Raw genomic sequence first — 15,527 nt, forward strand, 5'->3', positions numbered from 1 at the left:
CGGACCGTGTTAGAGTAAAACCTCGAGGCCGTCGTGTGCGATCTCGAAGCCGCGCTCGCGAACGCGTCGCGCGGCTTCCGAGGTCGGGTCGAGCATCGGATTCGAGTTGTTGAGATGCGTGAATATCACCCGAGTGCGAACCCCCTGGAGCCGATCCAAGGTGCCGTCCGAATCCCCCACGGGTAGATGTCCGAGATCTCGCGCGCTCTTGTCCATTAGGCCGGCTGCACGCATCTCGTCATCCGCGTAAAAAGAACCATCGAGTAGGGCCACGTCGGCTTGCGCGATGGCCGTGAAGAGGGCGTCGTCGATTGCTTCGTAGACCGGAGCGAAGAGCACCCGTCCGCCGCTACGCCGATCGCGAATATCATACGCTAGAACCGCGCCCTCGACCCGGGCGCGACCCGCGTAGCCGGGCATAAGGCCGGGTACCGAAAACGCGCGAACGTCGTAGAGGTCCCCGACTGGATCTTCCTCATTAACGGGCGCGCAACGCCTGTCGCACAACCACCGATGCGGCGGTGCTGCGAATGGTGCGAACGCGGGTTGAACGATTGCGAGGGCGCGCACGCTCTCGCTGGAGCGCAACGTAAAACTATGCGAACCACCTTGTCGCAACACGGCTAAACCGCCGATATGATCGACGTTTGCGTCGGTGAGAAGAGCACCCGCGATCGGCGTGTCGCGCTGTCCCTCGCCTCGATGGCGCGGTTGCAACCGCGCGAACTCCTCAATCTGCTGCGCGATGTCCGGCGAACAGTTGAGCAACGTCCACGCGCTACCGTCTTCGGAACCGATTGCGGCGCACGACTGCGTACGCCGCGGAGCACGTCCCTCTCGAACGGCGGTGCAATTGCGGCATGCACAATTCCACTGAGGAACGCCGCCACCGGCTGCCGATCCAAGGACGCGCAAAATCATCGGCGCGCTACGAGTGGTTCGTCTTTGGGTTCGCGGGCTTCGACTATGAGCGCGTGGTCGAGGCTTAAACGGCAAGCCGGATCCGTTGCAGCGGCGTCACCGGTTAATAAGAATGCTTGGCAACGGCATCCGCCCCAATCGCGTTCGCGCCGCTCGCACGAGCGGCAAGGTTCCGCCATCCACGCGGTGCCGCGATACGCGTTAAACGCTGCGGAGTCCGTCCAAATTAAGGATAACGGTCGTTCTCGCACGTTCTCAAACGAGAGCGTACGAATGGCCGTCGCCGCCGGGCACGGAAGCACCGTTCCGTTCGGGGTCACCGTAAGAAATTCGCGTCCCCAGCCATTCATACACGGTTTGGGATATTCACCGAAGTGATCTGCCGCGACGTAGGCAATCTCCATCTGCCCGCGCAGCCGCTCTCTTGCGGCGGCTACGATCTCGCTCCCGCGCAGCACCTGTTCGCGCGTCGGCATGAGCGCGGCTCTGTTTCGGTACGCCCAACCATAAAACTGAACGTTCGCAAGCTCCAACCGAGCGATTCCAAGGCGCTCGGCCAGTGCGATCGTCTCTGCTAACTGGTCGTGGTTGCGGCGGTGCAGAACGCAGTTCAGCGTAAGTGCAACGTCTCGGCTAGCGATTCGCTCCAAAGCGTCGAGCTTACGGGCGTGTACGTTCGTTCCGGCTATCTCGTCGGCCAACTCTTCGCTCGGCGCCTGCACGCTGATTTGGATGTGGTCGAGGCCGGCTGCCAGCAGATGGTCGAGCCGCTTCTCGTCGAGGAACGTCCCTTGCGTGATGAGATTCGTATACAAACCCGCACGCACCGCGTGCGTTACGATCTCGGCAAGGTCGCGTCGCAACGTTGGCTCACCACCGGAGAAGTGCGCTTGCACGACTCCAAGCGCTGCAGCCTCATCGAGGACGCGCTTCCAGTCATCGGTGTGCAGCTCGTCGCGATAACGGGCTAACTCGATCGGATTCGAACAGTACGGACAGGCTAGATTGCAGCGATAAGTCAGTTCACAAAGGATCGAAAGCGGGCGAGGTGATTCCGGCATCAGAGAGACCGTAACGATTGCCGCTGGACGAGACGGTCGAACAACGATCCGACGTCGGCGCGCGCATCATCCTCTCCAATTTCAAACGCTTGAACCAAACACGCGATGATGTCCGCAACGGTGCGCCGGCCGTCGATGAGGTCGAGCGCCGCCGCAGCGGTGGGATTCAAAAGCAGCGCACCTTCGGGAACCAGGAGCATGGCCGTACCGTCGGGCTCGTGACGCAGCCGTACACCCTTGCCGAATGTCGGGCGAGCATCAAGCTTCACGAAAGACTCCGCTTGCGATCGCCGTTGCATCGAGGATGCTCCACAACACGTCGCATTTGAAGCGCAGCGCGTCGACGCACGCGTCTTGAATCTGCGGTGTCGTCGCTTCGGCCATCACCCAGGCGAGTGCCGTTTCCGAGTCGCGTTTAGCGAGTGGGATTCTCTGCTCGAAATACACCAACCCCGAATGATCTATCCACGGATAGTTCGCCACGATCGCATCGATGCGATGCCGCATAGCTGAGGGCGCAAACATCTCGGTAAGTGAGGAAGCAACGCCTTCGATCCAAGGGCGCGACCGCGCGAAGTTTACGTACGCGTCGACCGCGAATCGGGTTCCGGGCGCTATCATGCGCTCGGATCGGACGTCTTCTTCGTCGAGTCCGACGGCGCGAGCCAGCGCCAGCCAGAGTCGCGTGCCGCCCTCTTCCCCCTCGCGCCCATCGTGATCCGTAATGCGAGAAATCCACAAACGCCGGTGTTGAGCGCTCGGCAGATTTGCGAGCAAGAGGGCGTCCTTGATCGGAATCGCCTTTTGATACGCGTAGCGATTGGCGACCCACGATCGCACCTGGTCGCGAGTCAACCCACCCGCAACCAGACGTTCGTGAAAGGGATGCTTGTCGTGATAGCGATCCTCGCCCACGGCTTTGAAACGCCTGGCAAGATCGCCGGTCGCTACGGAGTCTGGGGCCGTTCTAAATTTCCGGTCCCGGGGCAGTTACGTATGCCGTTACCTCGGCGCCGAGAGGACGCTCTTCGAAGTCGGGACGTTCCCAACGTTGACGCGGCTGTTTCATGCTCTCTCCTGTCCTTGGTGGTGGGTGTCTTTTGGACGCATGGGTGGTTGATCCCCGTCTTATTCCTCTCGAAAAGCTGCCAGCGGTTTACTTGCCTTTGTGCGAGGCTTGCGCTCGCTCTTCTTTGATCTCGTGCATCGCTTCCGACATCAGCGTCGCGGGAACGAAGCTCGGCGGAAACGAGCGCGGCGGGAATTCCTGGAATGTCGCGATGAACTTGCCAACCTCGTCCATCGCTCCGTACACGCTGCCGACGTGGTTGAGCTGCCAATCCCAGAACGTGTTGCTCGTGATATCGGCCCGCTCGTACGGATCCTGAAGGAGATTGAATATCTTCTGCAGGCGCAGCTGCGTAAACGGCTCGGCCCAAACTCCGAGCGTACCCTGCAATCGCTGCTCGGCGTAAACGTACTTGTAATCGCCTTGACGCACGGCCACCAGCAACCCGTCGTCGTCCGAATAGAAGAACGTGTTGCGAGCGCTCTTTACCGAGTCGTTTGAAACGCCGCCCTTAACGGTTTGCAGGAACTCCGACTGATCGTGTCCGTCGAGATGCACCTTGTAACTCTTACCGTTGGCTTTATAACCCTTTTTGAGCTTATCGATGATCTCCGGCTCGCCGGCGATCGAGACCAGCGTGGGGAGCCAGTCGTTGTGGCTCATCAGCTCGCACGTCACAGTGCCCGGCGCGATATGTCCCGGCCAGCGCACCACACACGGGACGCGGAACGCGCCTTCCCAGTTGGTGTTCTTTTCGGAACGGAAGTGCGTCATCGCACCGTCGGGCCAGCTATTCATGTGGGGGCCGTTGTCGCTGGTGTAGACGACTATCGTGTTATCGGCGATTTTCATCTCGTCTAGCGCTCGTAGCAGCGTGCCGATCGTATCGTCGTGCTCCATCATGCCGTCGATGTATTCGCTATCGCCGTGTTTGTAGCGACCGCGATGCTCGGGACGCACGTGCGTGCGCAGGTGCATGCGTGTCGAGTTGTACCACACGAAGAATGGTTTCTCGTCGGCGTGTTGGCGCTTCATGAAATCGATGGCGGCCGTCGAAGTCTCGTCGTCGATCGTCTCCATGCGCTTCTTGGTCAACGCGCCGGTATCTTTAATCGTCTGTTTGCCGATCTTTCCGAACCGCGGATCGATGGTTGAATCGTCCGTGTCGCTGGCCTTGCAATGAAGGACACCGCGCGGCCCGAACTTAGCGAAGTACGCCGGATCCTTCGGGTAATCCGGAAGCTCCGGTTCTTCTTCGGCGTTGAGGTGATACAGATTGCCGAGGAACTCGTCGAAGCCGTTTACCGTGGGCAGCGACTCGTTAAGATCCCCCACATGATTCTTTCCGAACTGACCGGTCGCGTAGCCGAGATTTTTCAACAGACCGCCGATCGAAGGATCGAGCTGGCTCATGCCCATTGGCGCGCCCGGATAGCCGACCTTCGTGAGTCCGCTGCGAATGCCGTGCTGGCCGGTTAAGAACGCGGCACGCCCCGCCGTGCAGCTCTGCTCTGCATAGTAGTGGAGAAATCGAATGCCTTCTTTTCCGATCCGGTCGATGTTGGGCGTTTCGTAGCCCATCAGACCGTCGGAGTACGCACTGATGTTGGTCACGCCGATATCGTCACCAAAGATGACGAGGATATTGGGTTGCTCGGGCTTGCCGCTCTTTGCCATGGACTTTGCCTTCCTGCCTAACGAGGTGGGCGAGTTCGTAACGGCTCCGCGACTTCTGGAGCGGGTGGTCTTTTCATCTCGAATCCCGCTCAGGAATATCACATGATTGCTCGCCTGCTTGGGATCGTAGATGGCGTTAACGCATCAAATCCCCCAATTGCTATTCAGAGGCACAGAATATCGCTTGGGTTTGATTGACTTCTGCCAGCATATAGCGATTGTCAAATAACAGGAGGCTGCGGCCCTCGTCACTCTGCGCGAGCTGCCGGGCTACATCAAGCGGCACATTCGTACCAAAGCTATTGTTCGCTCGGAGCGTCCTCAGAAGGTCTTCGTCCGAGACGAAGCGGTCCTTTCGGGTCGCCACTATCAGACTTGTCAGCGCTCGAGCGGATTTGGCGTGCTGCCCCCCGCACGGCGCGTAGGCTCTGCTGATTCGACTCGATCTCGCTGACGATGCTCGCCATCGTCGTCTAAATAGCGCTCGCTCGGTGTTCTGTGGCTGCCAGGCGTTGACCGCGAACGCGCACACGACGCCGAGAAATACGGCCACTACCTGTACCAGAGCGTCGCCGAAATCGAGCCGCAAGGGGCGGATGCGCATTTTGGTCCTCATAGGAGCGAACCTAGCATTACACTTCTACATTTCGCGCAATTGGATACCCGTCATTCGGTACTAAACGAGTCTCCATGGCAGGGGCAGGTTCTACTCGAGCAGGGATAGGATGTGGGGGCGCGGGATTCTGAGCCTGCCTAAGCGCGCATCCACTACACATAGTCCACCGGTAGGCACCGGCGGTTTGCCACAGGAAGAACTTATACGTGAAAACGCTGTTCCTTAGTCCCCCCTCTTTTGACGGCTTCGACGGCGGTGCCGGAGCGAGATATCAGGCAAAGCGCGAGGTGACCTCGTACTGGTATCCGACGTGGCTGGCTCAGCCGGCTGCCCTCGTCCCGGGGAGCACCCTAGTGGACGCGGCTCCGCACGAGCAGACTATCGATGACGTGCTGAAGATCGCCAAGGACCACGATCTCGTCATCATGCACACCAGCACGCCGTCGCTTCCCAACGACGTCGAGTGCGCCCGCCGGCTCAAGGAACAGAACCCCAACGTCAAAGTTGGCTTCATCGGTGCCCACGTCGCCGTACTCCCCGAGCAGACGTTGCGCGATCACGAGCTCATCGATTTCGTCTGTCGCAACGAGTTCGACTACACGTGTAAGGAACTCGCGGAGGGCCGCCCCTGGAACGAGATCCTCGGACTCTCGTATCGCGACGCCAACCGCGAACTTCAGCGCACCGAGGAGCGGCCTCAGATATCCGACTGGGACGCAATGCCGAGCGTGCTACCCATTTACGCAAAATTTCTCGACGTTAACAAGTATTACAACGGGTATCTTCTGCACCCGTACGTTTCGTGGTACACCGGTCGAGGCTGTACGGCAAAATGCACGTTCTGTCTTTGGCCGCAAACCATTGGCGGTCACGTCTTCCGGCACAAGAGTGCCGAAGCAGTTGGTCGCGACCTCGAGGAAGCCAAGTCGATCTTCGGCTCGACGGTCAAAGAGTACATGTTCGACGACGACACGCTGACAAACGAAAAAGACTATGCGATCGCGCTCAGCAAGCACATGAAGCGCTTGAACCTGAGCTGGGCTTGCAACGCTCGCGCACACGTCGACTACGATACGCTCAAGACGCTGCGCGATAACGGCTTACGCGTGCTGCTCGTCGGCTTTGAATCAGGTAACCAAGAGATTCTTTACCGGATTAAAAAAGGTCTCAAGTTAGAGATGGCGCGCGAGTTCATGAAGAATTGTCATAAGCTCGGAATCAAAGTGCACGGCACGTTCATCATCGGGCTGCCGGTCGACACGCCGGAGACGGTTCGCGAAACGATCGAGTTCGCCAAAGAACTCGACCCGCATACCATTCAGGTTTCGATCGCGTCGCCGTACCCGGGAACCGAACTCTACAGCCAGGCGATGGCAAATGGTTGGTTTGCGCGCGACGACTTAGTCTCCGGAAAAGGCATCCAGACGTCGACGTTGCGCTACGACACCCTCTCGACCGCGGAAATCGAAGACTCCGTGGAGCGGATGTATCGTGAGTTTTATTTCCGGCCGAAGAAAATTGCCAAGATCGTCGCAGAGATGGTTACGAGCCGGCACATGATGGTCCGCCGACTCCGCGAAGGCGGCGAATTTTTCAGCTATTTGCGAGCCAGACACGTACAAGTCGGCGAACGCCGGCTAGAAACGGCCGCATCGGAAGCCCACTAGCGTAGCGTTACGCCGGCCGCTCGAGCTGCTGGGCCGAAGCGAGCGTTTCGTCCAGCATATTGCGCTGGAAGGCGATCATGTCCGGTACGTGGGGAAACTTTGGATCGCTCCGGTGTGCGGTTAGGCGGTAGCGTCCGCCCTCGAGGGTCAGCGTTCCGGATTTCACCAATGCAGTAAGCGCGTTCGCGACGATCCCGTCCGGCGCGCCAATCACTTCAGGATCGACGAAGACATTGCCGGGCAGGGCATTGAGTTGCGCGCGCACCGCCCGGATAGCGTCTTCGGCTCCGAACGTTTCGGGCGCATCACATAAAAACGTGGCCAGCAATGCCGAGTTGGTAATCGGCCGCGCCGCGGCAACCGACACACCGAGATCTGCGATGCCGTCGTGGCGAATCGTGCGATAGAGCATCGAGAGCCGGCCGGTTCGAAATGGATCGTATGCGACGGCGCATATCCAGAGATCGGCGAAGGGCGCGAGCGCGCCCACGATCCCATTGCGCATAGAGTGCAGGCGACCGTCGCGGCTAAAGTCGCCCTCCGGCGTAATGTAGAATGTCGCGCCGCCCCGTACGCGCTCGACGATCGCCGCAATATCGCGTTCATTAACGGCCCGTAGATTCACGAGCACTTCGTGCCGGTACGGCGGTTTGAGTCTCGCGATCTTCATCCACGCCTGCGCCTTCGAAAAATTCTCAAGCTTCCACAAACCGCTCAGCGTCACGCCGTGCAAACCTAACTCTGCGACTGTTTCGGCCGGCAAGATCTCGTCGATCGTCAGATCGCCATGCGCGGCCTGCAATTCTTCCGCTAGGCTGATGAGCGGTCGCGAGAATAGGTGGTTTTCGACCGGCAGGACGCTCAAGCAATCCCACAACCAGCTGAGATTCATTCCTCGCGTGAAGCGGGCAGTAAACGGAAGCCGGGCTGCGATGAATCCCGTCTCGAACGTACGGCGAGAATTGCACATAACCAACGGTTTCCAGGGGTGCAAGAGAAACGTGCGGGCCGTGATCATTTCGCCTTCGTCCATGTGCTGGTGGTTCGTTATCAACACCGTTGCGCCGCGATCTGCAGGCAACCGGCCCCATTGGCGAACGCGAATTTTGAACTTCAGATACGTCTGGCGGATGACATACGTGGTCGCCAGCAAGGTCCAGTTCGGCTTCATGGTTTCACAGCGTTGACTTTGCGTACCGCGAGCACGGTGAGCGACCCCAGAAGAAAGCATGCACCCGCACTCGCGAACAGCCAGCGATAGCCTTCGCTCGGGTTTGCGCCGTGCGCAATGATGATCGCGCCGATCGCCGGAGCGATCACCATCGGTAGATTTGAGAGCGTGCCCCAAATGCCAAGGTCGCGAGCGACATCACCCAATTCAGGAACGGAGTCGAGCGCGAGCGCCCAACCAACCGCGAATACTCCTCCGTACCCGAGACCGAACAAGAGCGCGTACACGAACACGAATCGCAAATCGGGTGCTAGCGCGAAACCGAATGCCGCTGCCGTCATTGGCAATCCCGACAGACAAACGACCCAACGGCGATCGAACTTGTCGGAAACCACTCCGGCCACGATGCTCGACGCAACCGCGCCGACCATTGCAGCGGCGGCGATGAGGCCGGTGCTCACCGAGGCATTACGGACGCCAAGCACGTCGTGAAAGAAGTAGAGTACATAGGTGTTGAGGAGCGTCATTCCCATTACGATCCAGGCCCGCGCGACCAGCGTCACAAGCAGATCGTGCAAGTCGCGCACGCGTGCGATTTCGCGCCGCATGGTCGCGGCGAACGCGGGTGACGCCGGGACGACCAGCAACGTCAACCCGCTGACGATGACCCCGGCGGCGGCGGCTAATAAAGCTTCGCGCGGCGGCAAGAGGGCGGCCAGCAGAAGCCCCACGATCGTTCCAAGCAACGTCATTGCCCCGCGGTACCCCGCAGCCGTTCCCCAATGCCCTCGCGGAACGATCTCCGGCACGAGGACCTGATACACAACCGACCCACTCATCAAAGCCACGGTGGCGATGACGGTAGCGGCGCCGAAGTCGACAATCGTCGAGGCGTATGCCATCGCGAGGAGTGCGACGGCGTCGATTGCGAGCACGAGCGCCGTCTGACGGCGACGGTCGCCGCCACGCCGGCGAAGGCGGTCGGAAAATACCCCGGCGAGCGGCGGCACGATGGCGGTAGCAATTGCAACGACCGTCGACAGTACGGCTAGGACGTAGGTGTGGTTGGCGGGCGCCAACACAAGCAAAAACGCCGGCACGATGATCGACATCAGTGCAGCGTCCTGAAAGTGTACCCCAACCCACAGTGCGTTGATCGCTACGTGGTCGCGCCGTCGAAATCGTTCTACCGCCAAATCGGTGCGAGCCTTCTTCGTAAAAGCAAGCAAGGCCCGCTTCTCGCGGTCGACGAATCGAAACGCATGCCGCTGGAACGGCTGCTCGCCGCAGCTTTTGCGTTCGTCACAATTGCGGCAATCGCGTATACGCTCATCGCCATCGTTTGCATCGCGCGTTTCGGGCGAGAACCCCAGGCGCGAGAATCCGATCCGGCCCCGCCCGTCAGCTTGCTCGTTCCGCTATACGGTGCGGAATTCGATCTCGAAGCGAATCTGCACGCATTCGCTCAGCAGAACTATCCAGAGTTTCAACTCGTTCTCGGCGTCGCGCGATCCGACGATTCGGCGCTTGCGGTCGCGCGTCGCGTTGCGGCGGCGCTTCCCGATCGGAATATCGAAATCGACATCGGCGAAGCGGCCGGTGCTCGCAACCCAAAAATCGCAAACGTCATCTCGATGATGCGACTCGTTCGCCATCAAGTGCTGATTCTGGCCGACAGCGATACCCGCGTAACGCCCGACTACATCGGCTCCGTCACGGCACCGTTGCGAGATCCAGGGGTCGGCGTCGTGACGTGCCCGTTCGCAGGGGTTCCCGACCGCACGCTGTCTTCGAAGCTCGGCGCAATGTTCATGAACGAACAATTTATTCCATCCGTGCTCGTCAACCGGCTGTTCGGGCTGCCGCAACACTGCTTGGGTCCGACCAACGCGTTTCGCTCCGAGGTTCTCGCCAAAATCGGCGGCTTCGAAGCGTTGGCACCGCATCTAGCCGACGACTATATGCTCGGGAATTTCGTGGCAGCCGCAGGCTTGCGGGTCGTGATTTCGCGCCACGTCATACGCACGATCGTGTCGGATTCGACACTTGCGGTGTTATGGGATCACGAGTTGCGCTGGCATCGGACGATTCGCGGAGTACAGCCCGTTGGATACGCGGGAATGTTTCTCACCTATCCCTTGCCGCTAGCACTGATCGCCTTCCTACTCGCCCCGCAATGGGAAAGCGCAATCGTCGTAGCGACCGCCGCGCTGGCGCGAATCGCGTTACAGCGTGTGTCCGCGCGTGCACTCGGCATAGCGCCCGCTTCGCCGTGGCTCATTCTTCCGCGCGATCTCTTCGGGTTCGGCATATGGGCCTCGGGGCTCGTCGGGCGCGCGGTTCGCTGGCGTGGCGCCGAACTGCACATCGAATCGGGCGACGTGCTCGCCGAGCGATCGTAGGACAGAGAGGCGGAACGCACGCCGCCTCTCCTTGTCTTTGATTTAGAAGCGCTCGCCGACGAGCTCTTCGCTCTTTTTCCAGAGTGCCTCGGCAGCTTCCGGGTCGAGTGCATAGGCGCGAACGCCTTCGCTCAAGGGGCTGATTATCGCATCATCCGAAACGATCTCGCCGACGTGGGAATTTTCGCAATACCGCCCGCCGATCTCGTCTGCGGGGCCGACAGTTGCGGCCCAAACCGACGTTGCCGCGCCCTGCGGTATCGTCTTGAATTCGAACGGCGCCTTACCTTCGGCCGCCAGTTGTTGATTGATCTGATCGATCATCGCCGGCAACGCCGTCGCGTCTAAGTGACGGCCAAGCTCGGTCTGGATACCTCCGGGATGGACGGCTGCGGAACGAACTCCGCGTCCGTGGTGGCGTGCGTCAAATGCGACCGAAAAGAGTACGTTCGCTGTCTTCGATCGTCCATATGCGACGAACGGGTCGTACGGGGTTCGCTCGAAGTGGGGATCGTCCAAATCGACGTTCGCGAATCGGTGACCCGAAGAAGCGAGATTGATGAGCCGACCGCCCGCCCGAATAAGCGGAGCGATACGGTTTACGAACACAAAGTGACCGAGGTGGTTGGTGCCAAACTGTGTTTCGAAGCCGTCCGCGGTGTGGCCGAAGGGTGTGGCCATCACGCCCGCGTTTGCGATGACTACGTCGAAGGGATCGCCCTTAGCGAGCAGACGATCGGCGGCTGCGCGGACGCTCTTGAGGTTGGCAAGGTCGAGCTCTATGAGCTCGAAGCTGCCGCCATTCGCGGCTGCGTCGCTACGAACGATGGCCGTGGCTGCTTGGGCCTTGGCCAGATCCCGAGCCGCGCCGACCACCTGCGCTCCGCGAGCAGCCAGAGCTCGCGCCGTCTCGACGCCGAGTCCGGCCGAGACACCAGTGATCAGGACCCTTTGCCCGGAAAGGTCCGTGCCGGAGAGTACCTCATCCGTCGTTGAGGTGTAACCAAACATATCGTGCTCCTCGTCGTTATCAGTGTAAGCGGAGACAGTCTCCGGTACATAAGAAAACCGGAGAGTCTCTCCGGTTGCACAAAGAGCGAAAAATGACCACCAAACGATCGAAGGCCAACGCCGTTGCGGAGCCGGCGCGTAAGCCCCGAGCCGACGCCCAGCGTAACCGCCAGCGACTCCTCGCGGCCGCTAAGGAAGCCTTCACACGGTATGGCGCCGACGTCAGTCTCGACGACGTTGCAAAGCAGGCGGGTACGGGGCCGGGGACGTTGTACCGCCACTTTCCGACGCGCGATGCTCTTCTTTCGGAAGTCTATCGCGCCGAGGTCGAAAAACTGGCAAGCGCCGAGCGCGAATTCGCCGCGTCGATGCCGGCGATAGCGGCCTTGCGGGCATGGATGCTGCTCTTCGTCGACTACATTGCCACCAAGCAGCTGATCGCGCCGGCGTTGAACTCCCTGATTTCGGATACGTCGAAGCTGTACGAGTCTTCAGGCCCGAAGATCGTCGGCGCGTTGAACGCGTTGGTGGAACGCGCAATCCTTAGCGGAGACATCCGCGAGGACCTCGATCCGATGGATCTGCTCCGCGCATTGGTTGGCGTTTCGAACGTCGCGAGCGCGCCGGATTGGCCGCAGAGTGCTAAGAGACTCGTGGATATCTTAATCATCGGTTCGCGACCACAGACGTAAGATGGCTATTTGAAAACCTTCTAGCTGCCCGTCGATTGCGGCAGAATGTTGATTGCGCGTGCGGCGACGATCGCAATAACGAGCAACGAAATGATCGATTCGATCATAACGAACATTCTTGCACGCGTCGTTAGCGGTGACGTATCGGTCGGGCTAAATGCCGTGGCCGTCGTGAACGAGAGAAAGATGTAATCGAGGAAGTTCATCGGTTGGTCCGTCAGTTGCCGGTCGGAACGTGGAAAGTTGAACTCTCGCTCGCCGAGCACGTGATAGATGATCGCGAACACGACGATGTTTCCGACCCAAATCACCACCGCGGTTTCGATCAACCGGATCGGATCGATGGTCGAAGCTTGATAGACCACGAGATACACGACCTTGGCCAACGATGTCCCGACGCCGCCAGCCAAAACGAGCGCGCTCACCGCCATCACCGTTCGGGTCGCCTTTCGCTCGCCTCGAATCGTCCAGAAAAGCGAGGCCAGGAAGACGGCAAGGATGAGGAACCCGAACGACCACGTTACCTCCGGCGGCCCGAGCGTGTACCGGTTTCGCAAACTCAAGAAGAGAATGACGCACAACAACAACGTGCCGCTTTCGCCCCAGTCTCGCCGCGCCGCATGCGCTGCGGGCGGTAGTTCCGGCGTCATCGCTTGATGTCGTTTTCGAAAGCAAACACATGTGTTGAGTTGCTCACCGGCCGGAAAACGTCCTCGCCGCGCCGCCGGCGGTGGACTAAGAGCGGCAACGCATCAGAGCTGCGAGGCACATCGAACATAGCGACCACTATAAGAGCGAGAAAATTCAATCACCTTACCACATTCTTCGGGCACGCGGTCGATCATCGCCGCTCGAACCGCCAAGAGCCAAAACTTCGTCCGTTTCTCATATGTCTCCGTCGAGCGTACATCGAAGCCATTTGCGAGAAACACGCGCTCCGCCGCCTGCCGATTACGCTCGTCGTAGAAAAACATCTGATGCTCCAGACGAGCGAATTGCGCGCCCTCCGGTAAGCGCAAGCGAAGGCTTGCGATCAGCTCATCGCGCTGCCGAACGTTCTCCCGTTCCAGGCGCCGCCGTTCGCTCGCGCTGGCTACGTAACGCAGCACGTAGAATGCGGCATACGCCGCCGCGGCCCCAAAGAACGGGAGGACGTCGTTAAATGCGCTTACTGCGTTACATTTCCGTGGATCTTGTTGTGGACGCTTCCCGGCTTCACAACGATCGGCTTGCCCGAGTTCGGTAGGCTGCCACCACCGCGGTTGAGGCCAATCCAGTTATCGATCAGCGACGTATAACTGCTCCCATTACCAAGCTGAACGCCGTTGCCGTTGTTGCCGCTGATGATGTTCTTCCGCGGCTTCTTTGAATCGGTGGTCGGTCCGCCAAAATAATTATGGCTCGCGTATTTTCCAACGAAGATTCCGCCCTTGCGATTGCCCAGTGCGACCGTCGCAAGAACGTTTGCACCGATAACGCCATTGAAAATCTCGTTATCGTGCGCGCCCTGGAAAATATCGATGCCGTACCCGAGGTTCCCCGAAAACGTATTCTGAGGAATAACCGAATGGTAGTAGTCGCCGATCGTATTGCCGTGCGCCGTTCCATCGAGACGCAGTCCATCGCCGCCGTTCGGAAGCAGCGATTGTCCGTTCGTGCTCAAGCCCATAATGTTTGGGCCGACCAATACGCCTGACGCGTCGCCGCCGATTTCCAGACCGTTCTTCATGTTGCCCGACAGGACGTTTGTCCGTACCGTTTGGCCGCCGCCGGTCGAGGTGATCAAGACGCCGTCGTTGCCGTTGGGAGCCGCGCCCTTAAAGGCCAGCAGCCCACCGAACGTGTTGAACGTGATGAAGCCGGCGGCCGTATCGGCGACCTCTATGCCGTTCTTGATGTTGCCGGCCGATACGTTACCGAGGGGAATCACTCCGCCGACTTGCGTGTTTTGAGACGACCCGTCGATTAGAATGCCGTCGCCGCCGTTGGCGATGATGGTCGTATTATTCGCACCAACGCCAAAAAAGTCGCCTTGTACGGTGACATCGTCGGAGCTGCTAATCCGAACGCCGTTCCCGCGATTACCGCTCACGACGTTATAAAAGACGAACGGATTCGTCACGAACTTGCAGCCGATTAACGAGTTCTTGGAGGCGTCATCGATTCGCACTCCGTCGCCGCCGTTGGCGATGGTGCCGTCGCCGTTCTCGGTCGTGCCGACAAAGTTGCCGTTCAAGACGTTGCTTTCAGAGTGGCTGTCGATGAGGATGCCGTCGGCAACGTTTCCGGAGACCAAGTTCCCGTCCGGAGGCACGACGAACACGGCCGGGTCTTTGCCCTTGTTCCCGGTCGGATTGTTTACATCGCCGGTCGCGCTGTCGGTGAAGCGGCGTCCGCCGATCTCGTTGTCGTTCGAACCGCCGGTTAGCCAAATCCCATTGGCACCGTTCGCGATGGCGCTCTTGCCCTTGTCATTGGTACCGATCCAATTGTCGGCAACCGTGTTGCTCGACGATCCGTGAAGGCTTACGCCGTTGCCGGTGTTGCCTGAAATAATATTGCCGACCGCACCGGATGCTCCCGAAACGTTTCGCCCAATGCGATCGCTTGAGGATTGGGATGTGACATAAATACCGTCGCCAGCATTGCCTTCCGCCGCGCCTTTCAAGTCTAACCCGACGTAGTCGAAGTTCACTTCGATCGAGCTCGCCTCAAGCGTAATGCCGTTCCCGCCAGCACCGGTGACCGCTAGCGCCAGCAGTTTCGAATTGTCCGACCCGGCTGCGAAGTCGAACCCGGCGTGGCCGTTGGCAGAGACCTCTACGACCGGATGCCCGGCATAATTTGGCGCAGTCGTTCCGTCGAACGTAACGCGCGTGAGAATCTTTGGAAGGTCGCTCGCGAGTCGTATGATGCCTCGCACCGAGAACGAGATTTGTACGTTGCGAGCTTGATGAGAATTGGCGCGCTCGATTGCATCGCGCAACGAACCCGGACCCGAGTCGTGAAGGTTTTTTACGATGATGATGCCGTGGACGGCCGGGCTGTCGGCAGGGGCGGCAAGCGCGCTCGGTACGAGTCCGGCATTCGAGCCGTGCGAACCGCACGACGCCAGCATAACGGCGCTGGACGTCGCGAAAACTGCCGCCATACAAACGCGACGAAACTGTCCACTATTGCCGAACATCGTTTCTCCCTCAAACGCAGTGCAAGAACGCACGATAGACAGCTACGTCTGAT

The 15,527-nt window shown here is 59.6% G+C and carries 13 protein-coding genes; 3 read left to right on the top strand and 10 right to left on the bottom strand.

Annotated features, from left to right (window positions below; genetic code table 11):
• Positions 1-9: 9 nt before the first annotated feature.
• From VGF98_02310 to VGF98_02330, 5 genes are all read right to left on the bottom strand, one after another.
• Complete coding sequence (locus VGF98_02310; protein ID HEY1680457.1) at positions 10-921, bottom strand: MBL fold metallo-hydrolase; 912 nt, start codon at positions 919-921, stop codon at positions 10-12.
• On the bottom strand, positions 918-1,982 hold the full coding sequence (gene pqqE / locus VGF98_02315) for a pyrroloquinoline quinone biosynthesis protein PqqE (protein ID HEY1680458.1): 1,065 nt from the start codon (positions 1,980-1,982) through the stop codon (positions 918-920). Before pqqE ends, VGF98_02310 begins: the two co-directional genes overlap by 4 nt.
• Entirely contained in the window at positions 1,982-2,251 is a 270-nt protein-coding gene (pqqD, locus tag VGF98_02320; protein ID HEY1680459.1) for a pyrroloquinoline quinone biosynthesis peptide chaperone PqqD, read from the bottom strand. The genes pqqE and pqqD overlap by 1 nt, the downstream gene beginning before the upstream one ends.
• The gene (pqqC, locus tag VGF98_02325; GenBank protein ID HEY1680460.1) at positions 2,241-2,972 is read right to left on the bottom strand and encodes a pyrroloquinoline-quinone synthase PqqC; all 732 of its coding nucleotides are present in this window, start codon (positions 2,970-2,972) and stop codon (positions 2,241-2,243) included. The genes pqqD and pqqC overlap by 11 nt, the downstream gene beginning before the upstream one ends.
• Positions 2,973-3,138: 166 nt before the next feature.
• The gene (locus VGF98_02330; GenBank protein ID HEY1680461.1) at positions 3,139-4,728 is read right to left on the bottom strand and encodes an arylsulfatase; all 1,590 of its coding nucleotides are present in this window, start codon (positions 4,726-4,728) and stop codon (positions 3,139-3,141) included.
• An 822-nt stretch (positions 4,729-5,550) separates the two neighbouring features.
• On the opposite strand from VGF98_02330, the gene hpnJ reads away from it, so the two are divergent.
• Positions 5,551-7,011 carry a hopanoid biosynthesis associated radical SAM protein HpnJ gene (gene hpnJ / locus VGF98_02335; protein ID HEY1680462.1) on the top strand — a complete coding sequence of 487 codons (1,461 nt, stop codon included), beginning with the start codon at positions 5,551-5,553 and terminating at the stop codon, positions 7,009-7,011.
• Positions 7,012-7,018: 7 nt separating this feature from the next.
• Here hpnJ and VGF98_02340 read toward each other — a convergent pair whose 3' ends face one another.
• Positions 7,019-8,182 (bottom strand): hypothetical protein, encoded by a 1,164-nt coding sequence (locus VGF98_02340; GenBank protein HEY1680463.1) that lies wholly within the window; start codon positions 8,180-8,182, stop codon positions 7,019-7,021.
• Positions 8,179-9,411: an MFS transporter gene (locus VGF98_02345; GenBank protein ID HEY1680464.1), complete on the bottom strand. Its 1,233-nt coding sequence runs from the start codon at positions 9,409-9,411 to the stop codon at positions 8,179-8,181. The genes VGF98_02340 and VGF98_02345 overlap by 4 nt, the downstream gene beginning before the upstream one ends.
• 33 nt (positions 9,412-9,444) lie before the next feature.
• Between VGF98_02345 and hpnI the strand changes: the two genes are divergently transcribed.
• A complete protein-coding gene (hpnI, locus tag VGF98_02350) occupies positions 9,445-10,584 on the top strand; it encodes a bacteriohopanetetrol glucosamine biosynthesis glycosyltransferase HpnI (GenBank protein HEY1680465.1) in 1,140 nt (379 codons plus the stop codon).
• A gap of 42 nt (positions 10,585-10,626) precedes the next feature.
• On the opposite strand, the gene VGF98_02355 is transcribed toward hpnI, so the two are convergent.
• On the bottom strand, positions 10,627-11,595 hold the full coding sequence (locus tag VGF98_02355) for an SDR family NAD(P)-dependent oxidoreductase (GenBank protein HEY1680466.1): 969 nt from the start codon (positions 11,593-11,595) through the stop codon (positions 10,627-10,629).
• A 92-nt stretch (positions 11,596-11,687) separates the two neighbouring features.
• Between VGF98_02355 and VGF98_02360 the strand changes: the two genes are divergently transcribed.
• Positions 11,688-12,287 carry a TetR/AcrR family transcriptional regulator gene (locus VGF98_02360; GenBank protein ID HEY1680467.1) on the top strand — a complete coding sequence of 200 codons (600 nt, stop codon included), beginning with the start codon at positions 11,688-11,690 and terminating at the stop codon, positions 12,285-12,287.
• A 20-nt stretch (positions 12,288-12,307) separates the two neighbouring features.
• Here the strand turns inward: VGF98_02360 and VGF98_02365 are convergent, their stop codons facing one another.
• On the bottom strand, positions 12,308-12,937 hold the full coding sequence (locus VGF98_02365) for an ion channel (GenBank protein ID HEY1680468.1): 630 nt from the start codon (positions 12,935-12,937) through the stop codon (positions 12,308-12,310).
• A 518-nt stretch (positions 12,938-13,455) separates the two neighbouring features.
• Complete coding sequence (locus VGF98_02370) at positions 13,456-15,474, bottom strand: right-handed parallel beta-helix repeat-containing protein (protein ID HEY1680469.1); 2,019 nt, start codon at positions 15,472-15,474, stop codon at positions 13,456-13,458.
• Positions 15,475-15,527 lie beyond the last annotated feature (53 nt).

Origin of the sequence: Candidatus Tumulicola sp. (genome assembly GCA_036490475.1) — a bacterium.
Classification (GTDB): Bacteria; Vulcanimicrobiota; Vulcanimicrobiia; order Vulcanimicrobiales; family Vulcanimicrobiaceae; genus Tumulicola.

Bases quoted from the DNA above. Each gene is read 5' to 3' on its own strand.
- VGF98_02365 (HEY1680468.1), bottom strand. From the start codon at position 12,937: ATGACGCCGGAACTACCGCCCGCAGCGCATGCGGCGCGGCGAGACTGG.
- VGF98_02360 (HEY1680467.1), top strand. From the start codon at position 11,688: ATGACCACCAAACGATCGAAGGCCAACGCCGTTGCGGAGCCGGCGCGT.
- VGF98_02340 (HEY1680463.1), bottom strand. From the start codon at position 8,182: ATGAAGCCGAACTGGACCTTGCTGGCGACCACGTATGTCATCCGCCAG.
- VGF98_02370 (HEY1680469.1), bottom strand. From the start codon at position 15,474: ATGTTCGGCAATAGTGGACAGTTTCGTCGCGTTTGTATGGCGGCAGTT.
- hpnI (HEY1680465.1), top strand. From the start codon at position 9,445: ATGCCGCTGGAACGGCTGCTCGCCGCAGCTTTTGCGTTCGTCACAATT.
- VGF98_02310 (HEY1680457.1), bottom strand. From the start codon at position 921: ATGATTTTGCGCGTCCTTGGATCGGCAGCCGGTGGCGGCGTTCCTCAG.
- pqqE (HEY1680458.1), bottom strand. From the start codon at position 1,982: ATGCCGGAATCACCTCGCCCGCTTTCGATCCTTTGTGAACTGACTTAT.
- VGF98_02355 (HEY1680466.1), bottom strand. From the start codon at position 11,595: ATGTTTGGTTACACCTCAACGACGGATGAGGTACTCTCCGGCACGGAC.
- VGF98_02330 (HEY1680461.1), bottom strand. From the start codon at position 4,728: ATGGCAAAGAGCGGCAAGCCCGAGCAACCCAATATCCTCGTCATCTTT.